Source organism: Mycolicibacterium arseniciresistens (assembly GCF_030519285.1).
GTDB classification, from domain to species: domain Bacteria; phylum Actinomycetota; class Actinomycetes; order Mycobacteriales; family Mycobacteriaceae; genus Mycobacterium; species Mycobacterium arseniciresistens.
Genome location: NZ_JAUMSQ010000192.1, coordinates 1 through 17,672 on the forward strand (window position 1 = coordinate 1; position 17,672 = coordinate 17,672).

Genomic DNA, 17,672 nt, shown 5'->3' on the forward strand with positions numbered 1-17,672 from the left:
CGCGGCGAGCAGTTCGGCGGCCTGGGCGTCGGCCGTGCGGCCGAAGGCGCGGATCGCCAGGGTGTCGGCGAGCAGGGTGTCGGCGTGCATGCGGATTACGACGGCCGGCACCGTCCGCCGGTTCCACCGGTCCCGGCACCGCGATCGCCGATAGGGTTCGGTGATGGACGTCCGGGTCGTCGACCACCCCCTGGCCGCGGCGCGGCTCACCACGCTGCGTGACGAGCGCACCGACAACGCCGGGTTCCGCGCCGCGCTGCGCGACCTGACCCTGATGCTGGTGTACGAGGCGACCCGCGACGCGGAGACCGAGGCGATCGCGGTGCGCACCCCGCTCGCCGACACCACCGGTTACCGGCTGGCGAATCCACCGCTGCTGGTGCCGGTGCTGCGGGCCGGGCTCGGGATGGTCGACCAGGCGCACGCGCTGATCCCCGAGGCACGGGTGGGTTTCGTCGGCGTCGCGCGCAACGAGGACACCCACGAGCCCGCCCCGTACCTCGAGTCGCTGCCCGACGATCTCAGCCGGTGGCCGGTGTTCGTGCTCGACCCGATGCTGGCGACCGGCGGTTCGATGGCGCACACCCTCGGCCTGCTGCAGGCCCGTGACGCCGTGGACATCACCGCCATCTGCGTGGTGGCCGCGCCCGAGGGGCTGACCGCGCTCGAGCGGGTCGCGCCGGACCTGCGGCTCTATACCGCTGCGGTCGACGAGGGGTTGAACAACGTGGCCTACATCGTGCCGGGACTCGGCGACGCCGGGGACCGTCAGTTCGGCCCGCGCTGAGGCCTCACCACTGCCGGGCGACGGCGACCAGTTCGTCCTGCAGTTCCCTGGCCCGGCCGCGGGCGGTCTCGAGGTCTTCGTCGTCGTGGCACGACACCCGAACCTCGATGTAGGACTTGACCTTCGGCTCGGTGCCCGAGGGCCGGACGACCAGCCGCACGGAGGTTTCGGCATCACCGGCGGTGAGTATCAGCGCATCGGTGCGGCGGTGGTCGTCGGCCTGCAGCAGGTCGGTCACGCTCACCTCGTAGCCGCACAACCGGTCCGGCGGAGTGTCGCGCAACCGGGTCAGCACGTCGGCGGCCTCGTCTGCGTCGGCCACCGGCCGCGACACCGCGGTGGTGGTGTGCACCCCGTGCCGGCGCGCCAGCGCGTCGAGTGCATCCTGCACCGTGCGGCCCTGCGACTTGAGGGCGGCGACCAGGTCGCACGCGAGCACCATCGCGCTGATGCCGTCCTTGTCGCGCACCGCCGACGGGTCGACGCAGTGGCCGATCGCCTCCTCGTAGGCGTAGACCAGGGTCGACCCCGGTATCTGATCGTCAGCGCGCGCCAGCCACTTGAATCCGGTCAGCGTCTCCAGGTGCTGGGCGCCGTGGGCCTCGGCGATCCGGGCCAGCATCCGCGACGACACCACCGAACTCGCCACCAGGACGTCCTCGGACACCGGCCCGGGATCGATCTGCGAGAGGGTGTAATCGCCCAGAAGCCAACCGGTTTCGTCGCCGGACAGCATGCGCCAGCCCTCGGATGTGGGTATGCCGACGGCACAGCGGTCGGCGTCCGGGTCCAGCGCGATGGCGATGTCGGCGTCCTTGTCCGCCGCGAGTTCGAGCAGCGCGTCGGTGGCGCCGGGTTCCTCCGGGTTGGGCGACGGCACCGTCGGGAAGTCGGGATCGGGCTGGAACTGGTTCTCCACCACGTGGATGTCGGTGATCCCGGCCCGCACCAGTGCGTCGAGCGCGTAGTCGCCGCCCACCCCGTGCAGTGGCGTCAGAGCCACCCGCACGTCGTCGGTGGTGCGGCGGACATTCGCGGCGCGCGCGATGTAGTGCCGGATCTCCTCCATCCCACCGGTTTCCACCTTGGCCCGCGGGATCTCGTCGGCGGGCGGCGCCTCGGCGATCGCGGCCTCGATCTCCTCGTCGATGGGTGAGTTGATCTGCAGCCCGTGCTCGAAGTACACCTTGTAGCCGTTGTCGCCCGGCGGGTTGTGCGACGCGGTGATCTGGATCCCTGCGGTGGCGTGCATGTGCCGCACCATGAACGCCACGATCGGGGTGGGCACCGCGGCCAGCATCAGCATCACCTCGAAGCCCCGGGCGGTGAGCACCTCGGCCGTGGCCAACGCGAACTCGTCGGACTTGTGGCGGGCGTCGCGACCGACGACCACCTGCGTGCCGCCAAGGCCGCGCCGCTCCAGGACCTGTGCGACACCCCAGGTGGTGCGCAGCACGACGGCCAGGTTCATGCCGTTCGGCCCGCCGCGCAGCGGGCCCCGCAGACCCGCCGTGCCGAAGGTCAGCGACCGCCCGAAGCGTTCGTCGAGTTCCTCTTCGCTACACGCCGACAACTCCGCAGCGGTCTCGGGGTCGGGGTCGTGGGCGATCCACTCCTGCACGGTCGTCGAGGTCACCGACTGAGTCATGGGCCAAGTGTGCCCAATTTACCGTCGGTGTAAGCCAGCTTCCGTAGCACCGGTGCGACGAGCATGAGCAGGTCGAACTCCAGATCGGAGAGGACGTCGCGCATGGTCGCCTGCAACCACGCGTCGCGCTCGGCGCGATCGGCCTCGAGCAGCGCCGTTCCCGCCGGGGTGAGCTCGATCAGTTGGCGCCGCCGGTCCCGCTCGTCGGGCCTGCGGGCGATCAGCTCCCGGCCGACGAGTTCGTTGATGCCGTCGGTCAGGGACTGCACCCGGACCTGCATCCGGGCCCCGAGTTCGGCGGGGGTCGTCACACCGGACCGGCTGACCTCGCCGAGCACCTCCATCTGGCTGAGGGTGAGCCCGTGGTCGGGACGGTGGCGGCGCAGCTGCCGGGCCACCCCCATCACCGCCTCCCGCAGTTCGGTGGCGGCGGTGTCGGACGGATCGATTCGAGCCATAGCCAAGTTATACCTTGGTTCTTTGCTGTCGATAGAACGTTTGTCCCATGTTGCGATCAAGAGATGCCAAGGACATACTTGTTGTTGAACGATCCGGAAACGATGGAGGTGCGATGCGGCGGGCGCTGAAGTGGCTGCTCCTGGTGGCGGCGACGGTCGGCGTGACGGTGCCGCTCACCCTCGTCAACGTGCCCTCGGCCGCGCTGTTCGCGGCGCTCGCAGTCGGTATCGCGCTCGCACTGACGTCGCTGGCACCCGCCCGGATCCCGCGCCGCGCCGGCGTCGCCGCCCAGGGCGTCCTCGGGGTCTACATCGGCACCATGGTCCAGCACGATGCGGCGGCCACGTTGGGCTCGGACTGGCCGATCGTGCTGGCCGTCGTGGTGGCCACCCTGGTGCTGAGCCTGATCGCCGGAGCGGTACTCGGGCTGCACCGCACCGTCAGCCCCCTGACCGGCAGCCTGGCACTGGTCGCGGGCGGCGCCTCCGGGCTGGTCGCCATCGCCCGCGAACTCGGCGGTGACGACCGGGTGGTGTCGGTGGTGCAGTACCTGCGCGTCGCCATGGTCACCGCGTCGATGCCACTGGTCGTGACGCTCGTCTACCACGCCGACCGCTCTCATCCGGCGTCGACCGTGCCGGCCGACACCGCGCCCTGGTATCTCAGCCTCGCCATGATGACCGCGCTGGTTCTCGTCGGTGCCGTCGGTGGCAGGTTGCTGCATCTGCCGGGCGCCGGACTGCTCGGCCCGCTGGGACTGACCGTGGCGTTGCAGCTGACCGGGATGTCGTTCGGGCTGGCCGTGCCGGTGGTGCTCGTGCAGGTCGCGTACATGCTGATCGGCTGGCAGGCGGGGTTGGCGTTCACCACCGAGTCCTTGCGGGCGATCGCCAGGATCCTGCCCACCGCCGTCGGCCTCATCGTCGCCCTCGGCGTCGGCACGGCCGGCCTCGGCGTCCTGCTGGCGCACTTCACGTCCCTCACCCCGCTGGAGGGCTACCTCGCCACCAGCCCGGGCGGGGTCTACGCAGTGCTCGCCACCGCCGTCGAGACCGGCTCCAACGTCACGTTCATCATCGCCGCCCAGGTGCTCCGGGTGCTGCTGATGCTGTTCGCGGCGCCGCTACTGGCCCGCGCGATGGTGCACCTCGGCCGGCGACTCGGCCGCCGCGACGGCGAGGGCGAGCAGCGCGGCGATGGTCAGAGCCGCGAGATGACCCCGGCCAGCAGGGAACCCATCCGCGTGGCGGACTGACGCCCTGCGGCCAGCACCTCCTCGTGGCTCAGCGGCGCTCCGGTCATGCCGGCGGCCAGATTCGTCACCAAAGAGAAGGCCAGCACCTCGGCGCCGCACCCCCTCGCCGCGATCGTCTCGTGCACCGTCGACATGCCGACCAGGTCGGCGCCGAGCGTGCGCAACATCCGGATCTCGGCGGGCGTCTCGTAGTGCGGACCGGGTAACCCGGCGTACACACCCTCGGCCAGCGACGGCTCGATCTCGCGGGCGACCGCGCGCAGCCGCGGCGAATACGCATCGACCAGGTCGACGAACTGGGCGCCGACCAGCGGCGACCTGGCGGTCAGATTGAGATGGTCGCTGATCAGCACGGGCTGGCCCACCGAGTACTCCGGGCGCAGACCGCCCGCGGCGTTGGTCAGCACCACCGTCGCGGCGCCGGCCGCACACGCGGTCCGCACCGGATGCACGACGTGTCGCAGGTCGTGGCCCTCGTAGGCGTGGATCCGCCCGACGAGCACCAGCACCCGCCGGTTCCCGATCCGCGTCGACAGCACCTGGCCGCGGTGGCCTTCCGCGCTCGGCGGGGTGAATCCGGGCAGTTCGGCCATCGGCACCGTCGCCACCGGATCGCCCAGCGCATCGGCCGCGGGCGCCCAGCCCGAACCCAGCACCACCGCGACGTCGTGGGCGTCGACACCGGTGCGCTCGGCGATCGCGGCAGCCGCGGCGGCTGCGGCCGCGTCCGGTGAAGTCACGGTAGGCGAGCTTAGCCGCCGGTCCGGCGCTGCGACGAGGCCCGCGGCGCGGGCAAAGCTCAAGTGAGATACTGCGGAAATGCCCACCGCCACCGCGTCGTCACGCGTCGAGGACGTCGTGCAACGCCGCCGCGGCGACCTGGTCGAGCTGTCGCACGCCATCCACGCCGAGCCCGAGCTGGCCTTCGACGAGCATCGCAGCTGCGCCAAGACGGCGGCCCTGGTCGCCGAGCGCGGGTTCGAGGTCACCACGCCCCTCGGCGGTCTCGACACGGCGTTTCGCGCCGACTTCGGCAGCGGCCCGCTGGTGGTGGGGATCTGCGCGGAGTACGACGCGTTGCCCGGCATCGGCCATGCCTGCGGACACAACATCATCGCCGCGTCGGCGGTCGGAACGGCGCTTGCACTGGCCGAGGTGGCCGACGAGCTCGGGCTGACGGTGGCGCTGATCGGCACCCCGGCCGAGGAGGCAGGCGGCGGCAAGGCGCTGCTGCTGGCGGCCGGTGCGTTCGACGACGTCGCGACGGCCGTGATGCTGCACCCCGGCCCGGTCGACATCGCCGCGGCACGGTCGCTGGCGCTCTCGGAGGTCTCGGTCACCTACACCGGCCGCGAGTCCCATGCCGCCGTCGCGCCGCATCTCGGCATCAACGCCGCCGACGCGGTCACCGTCGCGCAGGTGGCCATCGGGCTTCTGCGCCAACAACTCTCACCCGGGCAGATGGTGCACGGCATCGTCACCGACGGCGGCCAGGCGACCAACGTCATCCCGGCGCACGCCGAACTCCGCTACACCATGCGCGCCGCCGACTCGCAGGCGCTCGAAGAATTGGAGGGCCGGATGGCCGGCTGCTTCGCGGCCGGGGCCGTCGCCACCGGATGCCGCCACGAGGTCGCCGAGACCGCGCCGCCGTACGCCGAGCTGACCCCCGACCGGTGGCTGGCCGAAACCTTCCGCGCGGAGATGCGCCGGCTGGGCCGCGAACCGCTGGCTCAGGAGCTGGAGGCGTCGGTGCCGCTGGGCAGCACCGACATGGGCAACGTCACCCAGGTGCTGCCCGGCATCCATCCGGTCATCGGCATCGACGCGGGCGGCGCCTCGATCCACCAGCCCGCGTTCACCGCGGCCGCCGCGGGTCCGAGTGCCGACACGGCGGTCGTCGAGGGCGCGACCATGCTGGCCCGCACGGTGGTCGCGCTGGCCGAGTCACCCGAGCAGCGCGACCGCGTGCTCGACCGGCAGGCGAGGCGGGTGCGATGACGCTGCAGGACGCCGCCGACCGCTGGCTCGCCGCCCACTACGAGGATCTGGTGTCGTGGCGACGGCACATCCACGCCCACCCCGAACTGGGCCGCCAGGAGTTCGCGACCACGCAGTTCGTCGCCACCGCGCTGGCCGACGCAGGCCTGAACCCGAAGATGCTGCCCGGCGGCACCGGCTTGATCTGCGACTTCGGCCCGGAGACCGGCCCACGGATCGCACTGCGCGCCGACATGGACGCACTGCCGATGGCGGAGCGCACCGGGGCGCCGTACACCTCGGTGGTGCCCAACGTCGCGCACGCCTGCGGCCACGACGCCCACACCGCGGTGCTGCTCGGCGCTGCGCTCGCGATGGCGTCGGCGCCGGACCTGCCGGTCGGCGTGCGGCTGATCTTCCAGGCCGCCGAGGAACTGATGCCCGGCGGCGCCATCGACGCGATCGCCGCCGGGGCACTGAGCGGGGTGTCACGGATCTTCGCGCTGCACTGCGACCCGCGGCTGGCCGTCGGCAAGGTCGCGGTGCGGCCGGGGCCCATCACGTCGGCGGCCGACCAGATCGAGATCAGCCTTCAGTCGCACGGCGGGCACACCTCGCGGCCGCATCTGACCGGCGACCTGGTGTACGGACTCGGCACGCTGATCACCGGTGTGCCCGGCGTGCTGTCGCGGCGCATCGACCCGCGCAACAGCACCGTGATGGTGTGGGGCGCGGTGAACGCCGGGGTGGCCGCGAACGCGATCCCGCAGACCGGCGTGCTGGCCGGCACCATCCGCACCGCGAGCCGGGAGACCTGGCTGACGCTCGAATCCATTGTGACGGAGGCGGTCACCTCGTTGTTGGCGCCGCTGAACCTGGAGCACACGGTGCAGTACCGGCGCGGCGTGCCGCCGGTGGTGAACGAGGTGGTCGCCACCCGCATCCTCACCCACGCCATCGAGGCGACCGGGCCGGACGCGCTGGCCGACACCCGCCAGTCCGGCGGCGGTGAGGACTTCTCCTGGTATCTCGAGGAGGTGCCGGGCGCGATGGCCCGCCTCGGGGTGTGGAGCGGCCGCGGTCCGCAGTTGGATCTGCACCAGCCGAACTTCGACCTCGACGAGCGGGCGCTGGGCGTCGGCGTGCGGGTGCTGGTCAACATCATCGAGCAGGCCGGCCTGATCTAGCCGCATCGCAATTCGGTGCGTAGGACCTCTCGCAAGCGGACTTAGGCTGCCAGCATGGCGTCTTCTCCCGACGACGAACTGACCGCGGCGGCGGGCGCGCTCGCCGAACACGAGTCGCTGGGCCGCAAGCTGGAGTCCGCGCGGCAGCAGGCCGACGCGTCGGCAACCGAGGCGGCGCGGGCGCGCGCCCGGCTGGCCGACGAGCAGGCCGACTCGGCGCGGCTGGAGAAGATGTCACTCACGTCGATCCTGGCCCACCTCAAGGGATCTCACGATGACGACCTTGCCCGCGAGGCGGCCGAACAGCAGGCCGCCGAGTACGAGTACCTGACCCGGCAGGCCCGCGCCGACGCCGACCGGAAGCTGGTCGACCACCTCGAGCAGCGCCGCGCCCGCCTCGGCGACGTGCAGGCGCGGTTCGATCGCGCGCTGGCCGACAAAGAGCGCTGGATGAGGCAGCACAACGACCCGCAGGCGGCCAGGCTGGTGGAGATCGCCCAGCAGCAGGGTGGCACCGCGGCCGAGATCGGCGAGCTCGGGCAGGCGCTCGACGCCGGTGAGGCCGCGCTGGAACATCTGCGTGCGGCCGCCGAGACGCTCGACGACGCGGGGTTCTGGTCGGCCTACGACACCTGGTTCGACGGCGGCATGATCGCCAGCATGGTCAAGAACGACCGGCTCGACGAGGTGGCGGCGCTGCTGCGGGCGGCCGATTCCGCGTTGCGCGCATTCACCGCCGAACTGTCCGACGTCCACATGGCGGGCGTCCGGCTCGTCGAACTCGGCGAGTTCACGAAGATGTTCGACGTGTGGTTCGACAACCTCTTCACCGACCTGGCGGTCCGCGACCGCATCATCGAGGCGAAGGAGAAGGTGACCGAGGCGATCACCGGGGTGCACCGCATCCAGGAGGGCGTGGCGTCGCGCATCGACGAGGTGACCGCCCGGCTGGAACGGCTGCACGCCGACCGCGTGGAACTGCTGACGACCTAGGTCGAGCTGGACCCGGGCCCGATGTTGCTCGAGGGACGGGTCCGCAGGTCATGAACGTATTCCGCCGGGGCGCCCGCGATCTCCGCAGCGTCTGCCATCACCCCGAGGTAGCGAGCGGACGGCAGACCGCCCTCCCACGCGTCCACGACGTACAGCCAGGCCAGCACCGGGTCGGTGTCGGTGTCCGACGAGAGCCGGTGCACCCGGCAGCGGATCTTCTTGTGGATGCCGAGCTCGGAGCCCTCCCAGCGGTCGAGGGTGTCCTCGTCCTCCTTTGTCATGTCGTAGAGCACGACGAACACCTTCGACAGCGGGTCCTCGACGACGGTCGCCAGCGCGCCCTCCCAGCCGATGTCCGCCCCGCCGAAGGTCAATCGCCAGCCGTGCAGCCAACCGGTGCCCGCCATCGGCGAATGCGGTGCGCGCTCCATCATCTGCTCGGGATGCATGTTGGAGCCGTAAGCGGCGTAGAGCGGCACGGTAGGAGAGCATAATCCGATCCCGCCCGCGAGCAGGAGCGGCGGCGAATCTCACAACCGCACGCCGGGCGGCGACCCGGGGATGCGATCCACCCGGCCACCGGCCGCGGCGGACGATAGGTTGGTGCGGTGGCAACCCGCATCGTGATCATCGGCGGCGGGCCCGCCGGATATGAGGCAGCGCTCGTGGCGGCCGCCCGCGGCCCCGAGGACGTCGACGTCACCATCGTCGACAGTGACGGCCTCGGCGGGGCCTGCGTGCTGTGGGACTGCGTGCCGTCGAAGACCTTCATCGCCTCCACCGGCGTGCGTACCGAGCTCCGCCGGGCGCCCGACCTGGGCTACGCGCTGGACTTCGACAACGCCAAGATCTCACTGCCGCGGATCAACGAACGGGTGAAGACGCTGGCCGCGGCGCAGTCGGCCGACATCTCCGAACGCCTGCGCAACGAGGGTGTCCGGCTGATCGCGGGCCGCGGCGAACTCGTCGACGACATGCCAGGGATGGCCGCACACACCGTCAAGGTCACCGCGCACGACGGCTCCGAGAGCGAGCTCAAGGCCGACGTCGTGCTGATCGCGACCGGCGCCAGGCCGCGCGTGCTCAAGGGCGCCGAGCCCGACGGCGACCGCATCCTCAACTGGCGTCAGCTCTACGACCTCGAGGCGCTGCCCGAACACCTGATCGTCGTGGGGTCGGGCGTCACCGGCGCGGAGTTCGTCAACGCCTACACCGAGCTCGGGGTGAAGGTCACCGTGGTGGCCAGCCGCGACCAGATCCTGCCGCACGAGGATTCCGACGCCGCGGCGGTGCTCGAGGACGCCCTGCTCGAACGCGGCGTGACGCTGGTCAAGAACGCCCGCGCCGAGTCCGTCACCCGCACCGACACCGGGGTGCTGGTGACGATGGCCGACGGTCGCACCGTGGAGGGCAGCCATGCGCTGATGACGGTCGGCTCGGTGCCCAACACCTCCGGGCTGGGTCTCGAACGGGTCGGCATCGAGCTGGGCGGAGGCGGCTACCTGAACGTCGACCGGGTGTCCCGCACGTCGGTGCCGGGCATCTACGCCGCAGGTGACTGCACCGGCCTGATGCTGCTGGCCTCGGTGGCGGCCATGCAGGGCCGCATCGCGATGTACCACGCGCTGGGGGAGGGCCTGGAACCGATCCGGCTGCGCACGGTGGCCGCCGCGGTGTTCACCCGGCCCGAGATCGCCGCGGTCGGCGTCCCCCAATCCAAGATCGACGACGGCTCGGTACCCGCGCGCACCGTGATGCTGCCGCTCAACACCAACGCGCGGGCGAAGATGTCGAGCCTGCGCCGCGGCTTCGTCAAGATCTTCTGCCGGCCGGCGACGGGCGTGGTCATCGGCGGCGTGGTGGTGGCGCCCATCGCCTCGGAGCTGATCGTGCCGATCGCGCTGGCCGTGCAGAACGGCAACGACGTGGAGGACCTGGCACAGACGTTCTCGGTGTATCCGTCGCTGTCGGGATCGATCACCGAGGCCGGCCGCCGCCTGATGAGGCACGACGATCTGGACTGACCGCACGTAACCTGGGTACGAGCAAACCGTACCGACGAGTAACTAGGCGAGGATCTCCAGTGGGCGACCCGATCGCAGGCAGCGGACAGACCTTCCTGGGCCCCGCATATCGCGCCGATGCATGGCAGCGGCTGGGCAGTGAACAGTTCGACGTCGTGGTCATCGGCGGCGGCGTGGTGGGGGCGGGCGCCGCCCTTGACGCGGCAACCCGGGGTCTCAAGGTGGCGCTGGTCGAGGCGCGTGACTTCGCCTCCGGGACCTCGAGCCGCAGCAGCAAGATGTTCCACGGCGGCCTGCGCTACCTCGAACAGCTCGAGTTCGGGCTGGTGCGCGAAGCCTTGCACGAGCGCGAGCTGTCGCTGACCACCCTGGCGCCGCACCTGGTCAAGCCGATGCCATTCCTGTTCCCGCTGACCAACCGCTGGTGGGAGCGGCCCTACGTGGCCGCGGGCATCTTCCTCTACGACCAGCTCGGCGGCGCGAAATCGGTTCCCGCGCAGAAACATCTGACGAAGTCGGGGGCGCTGCGGCTGGCGCCGGGGCTCAAGCGCAGCTCGCTGATCGGCGGCATCCGTTACTTCGACACCGTCGTCGACGACGCCCGCCACACCATGACGGTGGCCCGCACCGCCGCGCACTACGGCGCCGTGGTGCGCACCTCGACGCAGGTGGTGTCGCTGCTGCGCGAGGGCGACCGCGTCATCGGGGTTCGCATCCGCGACTCCGAGGACGGTGAGGTCACCGACGTGCGCGGCCACGTCGTCGTGAACGCCACCGGCGTGTGGACCGACGAGATCCAGGCGCTGTCCAAGCAGCGTGGCCGCTTCCGGGTGCGTGCGTCCAAGGGCGTGCATGTCGTGGTGCCACGGGACCGCGTCGTCAGCGAGGTGGCGATCATCCTGCGCACCGAGAAGTCGGTGTTGTTCGTCATCCCGTGGGGCACGCACTGGATCATCGGCACCACCGACACCGATTGGAACCTCGACCTGGCGCATCCGGCCGCCACCAAGGCCGACATCGACTACATCCTCGAGACGGTGAACACGGTGCTGGCCACCCCGCTCACCAACGACGACATCGACGGCGTCTACGCAGGACTGCGCCCCCTGCTGGCCGGTGAGAGCGAGGAGACCTCCAAGCTGTCCCGCGAGCACGCGGTCGCCGTGCCGGCCCCCGGTCTGGTGGCCATCGCCGGCGGCAAATACACCACCTATCGGGTGATGGGTGAGGACGCCATCGACGCGGCCGCCGAGTTCATCCCGGCCCGGGTGGCGCCGTCGATCACCGAGAAGGTGCCGCTGATGGGCGCCGACGGCTATTTCGCGCTGATCAATCAGACCCAGAGCGTCGGTGCGCGCTACGGCCTGCATCCCTACCGGGTGCGCCATCTGCTGGACCGCTACGGCTCGCTGATCGGTGACGTGCTCGCGCTGGCCGACGGAAATCCCGAGCTGCTGACCCCGATCACCGAGGCGCCGGTCTACCTCAAGGTGGAGGCGGCCTACGCCGTGGCGGCCGAGGGCGCGCTGCACCTCGAGGACATCATGGCCCGCCGGATGCGGATCTCGATCGAGTACCCGCACCGCGGCGTCGACTGCGCCCGTGAAGTCGCCGAAATCGTTGCGCCGGTGCTGGGTTGGAGCACAGAGGACATCGACCGCGAGGTCGACACGTATCTTGCCCGGGTGGAGGCCGAGGTGCTCTCTCAGTCGCAGGAGGACGACGAGGCCGCCGACGCGCTGCGCGCCGCCGCCCCCGAGGCGCGTGCCGAGATCCTCGAACCGGTACCGCTGAAGTGACGCGGCGGGCGGCGCCGCTGCCGGTGCGTGACGGCCTCGGTCCCGCGCGGGTCCGGCTGCGCGGCGGCGCCGTGCTCGTCGAACTGGCTTCGCGGTTCGGGGAGGCCGCGGCCGAGAAGGTCTTCAACGGTGAGGTGCTGGCCGCCGATGGCAGCGTGGTTACAGCTTCGACTGTGCTGCCGCCCAACTCGCTGGTGTACCTGTACCGCGACCTGCCCGACGAGGTGGAGGTCCCGTTCGACATGCCGGTGCTGCACCGCGACGCCGACATCGTCGTGGTCGACAAGCCGCATTTCCTGTCCACCATGCCGCGCGGTGGTCACGTCGCGCAGACCGCGCTGGTGCGGCTGCGCCGATCGCTTTCGCTGCCGGACCTGTCGCCGGCGCACCGGCTGGACCGGCTGACCGCAGGGGTGCTGCTGTTCACGGTGCGCCGCGACGTGCGCGGCGCCTACCAGACGATGTTCGCCCGCGGCGCGGTGCGCAAGACCTACCTGGCGCGGGCCGCCGGAACCCCGGCCGTCGCGCTGCCGACCGTGCTACGCAGCCGGATCATCAAGCAGCGCAGTCGGTTGCAGGCCTACGAGGAGCAGGGCGACGTGAACGCGGAGACATTGGTCGAGCATCTCGGCGACGACCTCTACCGGTTGACGCCGCACACCGGCCGTACGCATCAGCTCCGCGTGCACATGGCGTCGATCGGGTTGCCGATCACGAATGACCCGCTGTACCCCCGGGTGCTCGACGTGGCCGCCGACGACTTCGCCCGGCCACTGCAGCTCCTGGCGCAATGCTCGGAATTCGAGGATCCGCTCACCGGGGAGACCCGGTGCTTCACGACGGGACGGACTCTGTGAGCGTGATCGAACGGCTCTGGCGCCATCCGGTGAAGTCGATGTGGGGCGAGCAGCCCGACCACCTGACGTTCGTCGAAGGCGGGGTGCTGGGCGACCGGGTGCGGGCGTTCTTCGCCGTCGAGTCCGGTGATCGCATCAGTGCGAAACAGCATGGCGCGCTGCTGAACTGCCATGCCCGGTACCTGCACGGGCCGACGGCCGGGGATCCGGTGCCGCCGATCGAAGTCGAGTTCGGTGACGGCGCGGTGATACGGGACGACGACGCCGAGGTCACCCGACGGGTGTCCGAGCTGCTCGGGTTCGAGGTGCGCCTGGCCACCGAGGAACCAGGCGTGCTGGTCGACCTGGCGCCCGTGCATCTCGCGGCTACGGGCACCCTGCGCTGGCTGGCCGACCGGCATCCCGACGGCGACTGGGACGCCCGCCGGTTCCGGCCCAACCTGCTCGTCGACGCGGACACAGACGCCGAGGACGGCTGGCTCGGCTGCGACCTGCACATCGGCGCCGAGGTGCTGCTGCATGTGGTGATGCCGACGCCGCGGTGCATCGTCACCACCCGCGCCCAGCCCGGCCTCGCCCGCGACCAGAAGATCCTGCGCACGATCACCCGCGACAGGCAGCGCGACGTGCCGGTGCGTGGTGACTCGCCGTCGGTCGGGGCGTACGCCGATGTCGTGCAGCCCGGCGTGGTGCGAATCGGTGACGCCGTGCGGGTCGAACAGGTGCCGCCGCGTCGCGGGGCGATCGCTGCGGCGCTGGACGCGCGGGCGATCTGACATGACCAAAGGCGGGGATCGCGTTGCGAATCCCCGCCTTAGCGTCGAGATCAGGCGGTCGTGGGATTCGTTGCGCTGATGACAGATAGTGAGTCGTTGCCTTGATTGGCTACATAGATACGGCTGCCATCGGCGTTAACCACCAGCCCCGTCGCGACTGGGAGGCCCGGAACGGTGGCGATGACCTGGTTGAAGGTAGGGCTCGTCGGGTCTATATCTATCACCGAGATGGAGGATGCGGCCTGGTTTGCGGTGTAAGCGCGAGTTCCGTCCGGGCTGACCGCAATGCCGAGTGGTTGAGCACCCACTTGAATTGGGTCTCCGACTATTTGGTTGTATGTGGGGCTGTCCGGGTTTGTATCGATCACGGTAACGGTGCCGGCCTGGTAATTCGTGACGTAGGCGCGGGTCCCATCTGGGTTGATCGCTACTCCGTAGGATGGACCGTTGACTGCAATCGGGTTGCCGATCGCCTGGTGGTATGTGGGGCTGCTCGGGTCAACGTCGATGACGACAACGTTGTTGGAGAATGCGTTTGTGACGTACGCGCGCGTCCCGTCGGGTGTCACCGCTACGTATCGAGGTGCGTCTCCCACGGGGATCGTCGCGATGACCTGACCGAAAGAGGCGCTATTCGGGTCGACATCGACTACGGACACATTGTCGCTGCTCTGATTGGTCACGTACAGCCGCGTGCCGTCAGCGCTAAAAGCCATCTCTGACGGACGAGCGCCGACAGTAATCGGCGAGCCGATCACTTGGTTGTACGTCTGACTATTTGGATCGGCGTCGATCACCGTGATCGTGGAACCGCCGGTATTGGTGACGAAAGCGTGAGTGTCGTTGACAGCGACCGCCAGTTTCTCGCCGGGGACGGTGATGGTGGCGATCACCTGGTTGTAGGTGGGGCTGTCAGGGTCAATGTCGACGACCGAGACGGTTCCGCCGAAACGGTCAGCGACGTAAGCACGCTGCCCGTCGGGACTGAGCGCAACGCCGAAAGGACCGTCGCCCACCGCCACTACTGCTTCTTCCGTAAAGACCGTCGGTGCAGCATCGGTCGGTACGACGGTCATGGTCACGATGCCGGTGTTGATGTTGCCGTCGGGGTCGGTGGCGTAGTACTCGAACGTGGCATCGCCTGTGAATCCATCTGCGGGGGTGTAGTTGATGGCTCCATTCTCGTACGTGACGGTGGCGCCGTCCGAGGCGTTGCCGACTCCGGTGAAGGTCAACGGCCCGTCGGGGTCGGTGTCGTTTTGCAGCAGGACGGTCGGGTCGAGGACCTTGGTGCTGTCTTCGTCGACGGGGGCGGCGTCGGGTCCCATGGTCGCTCCGTCGTCGACCTGATTGACGGTCATGGTGACGGTGCCGGTGTTGATGTTGCCATCGGGGTCGGTGGCGTAGTAGTCGAAGGTGGCGGTGCCGTTGAAGTTCGGTGCCGGCTTGTAGTTGATGGCTCCGTTGTCGTAGGTGACGGTGGCGCCGTCGGAGGCGTTGCCGACGCCGGTGAACGTCAGTGGTCCGTCGGGGTCGGTGTCGTTCTGCAGCAGGACGACGGGGTCGAGGACCTTGGTGGTGTCTTCGTCAACGGGGGCGGCGTCGGGTCCCATAGTGGCGGCGTCATCAACCGCCGCGACCGTCACGGTGACGGTGGCTGTGTCCTGGTGGCCGACGTTGTACAGTCCGCCCAGGATGCCGTGCCAATGGGGCGCGCCGGCGTGGTCGGAGACCGCGTACTCGAAAGTGTCGGTGCCGTGGAAGTTCTCGTCGGGCGTGTAGGTGAACTGCTTGGTGACCGCGTTGTAGGTCACGGTGCCATGCTCCGGTTGGGTGTAATCGGTGACGGTCAGCGGGTCCTCGTCGGTGTCGAAATCGTTGGCCAACGGGGAGATCGTCACGGCTACGTCTTCGCTGGTGGTGACGGCCGGGTCGTTCATGGCGGTGGGCGTTTCGTTGAAGAGCGTGCGCTGGAACTCCCGACGGACCCATGCGAGCACCGCCCACAGCACCGGAGGCTGTACGGGCGCAGTGGGTCCGCCCACCACGAACGGCGACAGGAACGCTGCCGCCACGGTGTACGCCAACCGCGCGGCCACGCCGGGGATGGTGGCAATGCCGGCCCAGAGGTCCGGGTGCTCGGGTTCGATGATGTTCGGCTCGGGCGCGATCAGGGCCGAGAACGACTGCGAATCCTCGACGTTGAAGGTGGTCAGCCTGTTGGCGCCACCGTCGAGCTCCTCGACCGTGAACTCGACCGGGGTGGCGCCGTCGAGTAGTTGCTCGACTCCACTCGGGCCGGTGTCGGCGTCGAGAGGTGCGCCTCCGCCGGATTCAAGTTCTTTCTGTTCCGCAGCAGGGTTGCCATCACCCACCGCGGGCTGAATCGGTTCGGCAGGCGGCTTCGGCACCTCCGGCGCCGGGGCGGCCGGCGGCGGATCAGCCAGCGGCGCAGGTGGTGTGGCGTCCACTGGCGGCGTGAGGTCCACGGGTGGCTCAGCCGGCGGAGGAGTTTCGCCGATGGGATCGCCCTGGAGCAGGTGGTTGCCACCGTTCTGCCCTTGCTGCTCGTCGTTGCCTATTCCGGCATTTGTCTCGAGGTCGCCGTCGGACAGCTCGGCTTGAGAGTCGTCGCCTTCCTCATCGTCGCCGACAGTTTCATCGCCGCCGCCTGCGTCCAGCGAATCGCCGTCGTCGTCGTCGTCGCCCTGGTCGTCGTTCTCGTTGTCGTCGTTGTCCTGGCCGGACTCCCCGTCGCCCTTGTTGTCGTTCGACGACTGCGTGGTGTCCTCAGCATGGGCCACGGGCACGCCGTAACCGGTCGCCACCGCAGCACCCACGCCCAGCGCCACCGCCAGGGCACCTACGCGACCGATGAATCGCGCGTAGCCGGGCATCGGAGCGGAGGCGGGAATTCGCTCGAGTGCGGTGCTTGCGGGCAACGGATTCTGCTGGCAGCTGCGCGCTGACTTGTCATCACGACGCTGACGCCGACGTGCCTGGCGATTTTGGGCAGCAGCCATCCCGGTTTCCCCTACTCCCTGATCCTCGACTCGAGGCCCCCCACCATGGGTTCAGCAAACTATAGGGTCGCCGAATTCATGATCGGAAGGCATTTCAGGAAACGTGCTCGATCGCGTTTGCGAAGCCTTTTCGATGGGAACGTTCACCCCGCCATGCCGTCCCGGCGTAATCGTTCACTGCGCAAGCATGTTGCCGTTGCTCATTGATTGAGCGTGTGCGCGTCAATTTCAGGGCTGCGCGTTCGTGGCATTCCGGACTCTTCGATGTGTGCGTCGACGCGCCGAAAGCCCATCTCATCAGCGCGTTAGTCGGCTATCTCGGATCCGCATGCATTCGCCAGAACGCGACGACGTCAAGATCGATTCGGGGCTGGATGTGATCATTCAGCTTGCTCTCAGGTTTGCTGATTATCGCACTCAGGTGTACGGCCGCCGAGTCGATAAAACCCTCGATGCGAGTTCGTCTCCTAGGTTCCAATCGCCGAGCAAACGATTCTTTGATTGAAAGGGCGAAGACTGCCATGTTTCGCAAATTTCATTGAAGGCGGCGATGTGGTGGTTTGCGGCGGGCATGCGGCTCTCTTGTGCAGGGATGCCCGGCACACTTGATCCCGGTTCGGCCGAACGGATGTGGCGGAGCCCGCCATGCCGCACGATACTGACGTGCACACCTCGAGGCGCTACGTCGTTGCCGTGACCGCGCTGCTGTTCGTCGGCGGTCTGGTCACGCCGCTCACGCCCGTCGCCGACGCCACCCTGTGCGGTTCGATCGGCGGTCGCCACGTCGACGTGAGCACCTGCGCCGACCCGCTGTCCTACCTCAACGACGCGCTGCCGCCGCCGCCTCCGCCGCCTCCTCCGCCACCGCCGCCGCCGCCCCCGGG

The 17,672-nt window shown here is 69.4% G+C and carries 15 protein-coding genes; 10 read left to right on the forward strand and 5 right to left on the reverse strand.

The features are described 5' to 3' along the window. The first annotated feature begins 163 nt into the window (after window positions 1–163). Entirely contained in the window at window positions 164–787 is a 624-nt protein-coding gene (upp, locus tag Q2100_RS21230) for a uracil phosphoribosyltransferase (RefSeq protein WP_269893898.1), read from the forward strand. A gap of 4 nt (window positions 788–791) precedes the next feature. Here upp and Q2100_RS21235 read toward each other — a convergent pair whose 3' ends face one another. Beyond that, on the reverse strand, window positions 792–2,435 hold the full coding sequence (locus Q2100_RS21235; RefSeq protein WP_302915649.1) for a phospho-sugar mutase: 1,644 nt from the start codon (window positions 2,433–2,435) through the stop codon (window positions 792–794). Then, the gene (locus Q2100_RS21240) at window positions 2,432–2,893 is read right to left on the reverse strand and encodes a MarR family winged helix-turn-helix transcriptional regulator (protein WP_264016311.1); all 462 of its coding nucleotides are present in this window, start codon (window positions 2,891–2,893) and stop codon (window positions 2,432–2,434) included. The genes Q2100_RS21235 and Q2100_RS21240 overlap by 4 nt, the downstream gene beginning before the upstream one ends. Window positions 2,894–3,006: 113 nt before the next feature. On the opposite strand from Q2100_RS21240, the gene Q2100_RS21245 reads away from it, so the two are divergent. Then, window positions 3,007–4,149 (forward strand): AbrB family protein, encoded by a 1,143-nt coding sequence (locus Q2100_RS21245; RefSeq protein ID WP_302915650.1) that lies wholly within the window; start codon window positions 3,007–3,009, stop codon window positions 4,147–4,149. On the opposite strand, the gene Q2100_RS21250 is transcribed toward Q2100_RS21245, so the two are convergent. Beyond that, window positions 4,095–4,889 (reverse strand): purine-nucleoside phosphorylase, encoded by a 795-nt coding sequence (locus Q2100_RS21250; RefSeq protein ID WP_302915651.1) that lies wholly within the window; start codon window positions 4,887–4,889, stop codon window positions 4,095–4,097. The genes Q2100_RS21245 and Q2100_RS21250 overlap by 55 nt on opposite strands. 79 nt (window positions 4,890–4,968) lie before the next feature. Between Q2100_RS21250 and Q2100_RS21255 the strand changes: the two genes are divergently transcribed. Genes Q2100_RS21255 through Q2100_RS21265 form a run of 3 tightly spaced genes read left to right on the forward strand, consistent with a single transcriptional unit; the run spans window position 4,969 to window position 8,309 of the window. Further along, complete coding sequence (locus Q2100_RS21255; protein ID WP_264016307.1) at window positions 4,969–6,150, forward strand: M20 family metallopeptidase; 1,182 nt, start codon at window positions 4,969–4,971, stop codon at window positions 6,148–6,150. After that, window positions 6,147–7,316 (forward strand): amidohydrolase, encoded by a 1,170-nt coding sequence (locus Q2100_RS21260; RefSeq protein ID WP_302915652.1) that lies wholly within the window; start codon window positions 6,147–6,149, stop codon window positions 7,314–7,316. The genes Q2100_RS21255 and Q2100_RS21260 overlap by 4 nt, the downstream gene beginning before the upstream one ends. A 54-nt stretch (window positions 7,317–7,370) precedes the next feature. Beyond that, the gene (locus tag Q2100_RS21265) at window positions 7,371–8,309 is read left to right on the forward strand and encodes a hypothetical protein (protein ID WP_302915653.1); all 939 of its coding nucleotides are present in this window, start codon (window positions 7,371–7,373) and stop codon (window positions 8,307–8,309) included. Here Q2100_RS21265 and Q2100_RS21270 read toward each other — a convergent pair. After that, a complete protein-coding gene (locus tag Q2100_RS21270) occupies window positions 8,306–8,788 on the reverse strand; it encodes a gamma-glutamylcyclotransferase family protein (protein ID WP_264016304.1) in 483 nt (160 codons plus the stop codon). The genes Q2100_RS21265 and Q2100_RS21270 overlap by 4 nt on opposite strands. A gap of 129 nt (window positions 8,789–8,917) precedes the next feature. Between Q2100_RS21270 and Q2100_RS21275 the strand changes: the two genes are divergently transcribed. Genes Q2100_RS21275 through Q2100_RS21290 form a run of 4 tightly spaced genes read left to right on the forward strand, consistent with a single transcriptional unit; the run spans window position 8,918 to window position 13,765 of the window. Continuing rightward, window positions 8,918–10,333, forward strand: coding sequence for an NAD(P)H-quinone dehydrogenase (locus tag Q2100_RS21275; RefSeq protein ID WP_264016303.1), 1,416 nt, complete (start codon window positions 8,918–8,920; stop codon window positions 10,331–10,333). Window positions 10,334–10,392: 59 nt separating this feature from the next. Continuing rightward, entirely contained in the window at window positions 10,393–12,132 is a 1,740-nt protein-coding gene (locus Q2100_RS21280) for a glycerol-3-phosphate dehydrogenase/oxidase (protein ID WP_302915654.1), read from the forward strand. Next, complete coding sequence (locus Q2100_RS21285; RefSeq protein WP_302915655.1) at window positions 12,129–12,989, forward strand: pseudouridine synthase; 861 nt, start codon at window positions 12,129–12,131, stop codon at window positions 12,987–12,989. Before Q2100_RS21280 ends, Q2100_RS21285 begins: the two co-directional genes overlap by 4 nt. 2 nt (window positions 12,990–12,991) lie before the next feature. Further along, the gene (locus Q2100_RS21290; RefSeq protein WP_302915656.1) at window positions 12,992–13,765 is read left to right on the forward strand and encodes an MOSC domain-containing protein; all 774 of its coding nucleotides are present in this window, start codon (window positions 12,992–12,994) and stop codon (window positions 13,763–13,765) included. 50 nt (window positions 13,766–13,815) lie between these two features. Here the strand turns inward: Q2100_RS21290 and Q2100_RS21295 are convergent, their stop codons facing one another. Further along, window positions 13,816–16,788 carry an Ig-like domain-containing protein gene (locus tag Q2100_RS21295; protein WP_302915657.1) on the reverse strand — a complete coding sequence of 991 codons (2,973 nt, stop codon included), beginning with the start codon at window positions 16,786–16,788 and terminating at the stop codon, window positions 13,816–13,818. 645 nt (window positions 16,789–17,433) lie between these two features. On the opposite strand from Q2100_RS21295, the gene Q2100_RS21300 reads away from it, so the two are divergent. After that, on the forward strand, window positions 17,434–17,672 hold a 239-nt coding region (locus tag Q2100_RS21300; RefSeq protein ID WP_302915658.1), incomplete at its 3' end, for a hypothetical protein.

Excerpts from the sequence above, each read along its gene's own strand:
- Q2100_RS21295 (WP_302915657.1), bottom strand. The coding sequence starts at position 16,788 with ATGGCTGCTGCCCAAAATCGCCAGGCACGTCGGCGTCAGCGTCGTGAT.
- Q2100_RS21245 (WP_302915650.1), top strand. The coding sequence starts at position 3,007 with ATGCGGCGGGCGCTGAAGTGGCTGCTCCTGGTGGCGGCGACGGTCGGC.
- Q2100_RS21240 (WP_264016311.1), bottom strand. The coding sequence starts at position 2,893 with ATGGCTCGAATCGATCCGTCCGACACCGCCGCCACCGAACTGCGGGAG.
- Q2100_RS21235 (WP_302915649.1), bottom strand. The coding sequence starts at position 2,435 with ATGACTCAGTCGGTGACCTCGACGACCGTGCAGGAGTGGATCGCCCAC.
- Q2100_RS21255 (WP_264016307.1), top strand. The coding sequence starts at position 4,969 with ATGCCCACCGCCACCGCGTCGTCACGCGTCGAGGACGTCGTGCAACGC.
- Q2100_RS21260 (WP_302915652.1), top strand. The coding sequence starts at position 6,147 with ATGACGCTGCAGGACGCCGCCGACCGCTGGCTCGCCGCCCACTACGAG.
- upp (WP_269893898.1), top strand. The coding sequence starts at position 164 with ATGGACGTCCGGGTCGTCGACCACCCCCTGGCCGCGGCGCGGCTCACC.
- Q2100_RS21265 (WP_302915653.1), top strand. The coding sequence starts at position 7,371 with ATGGCGTCTTCTCCCGACGACGAACTGACCGCGGCGGCGGGCGCGCTC.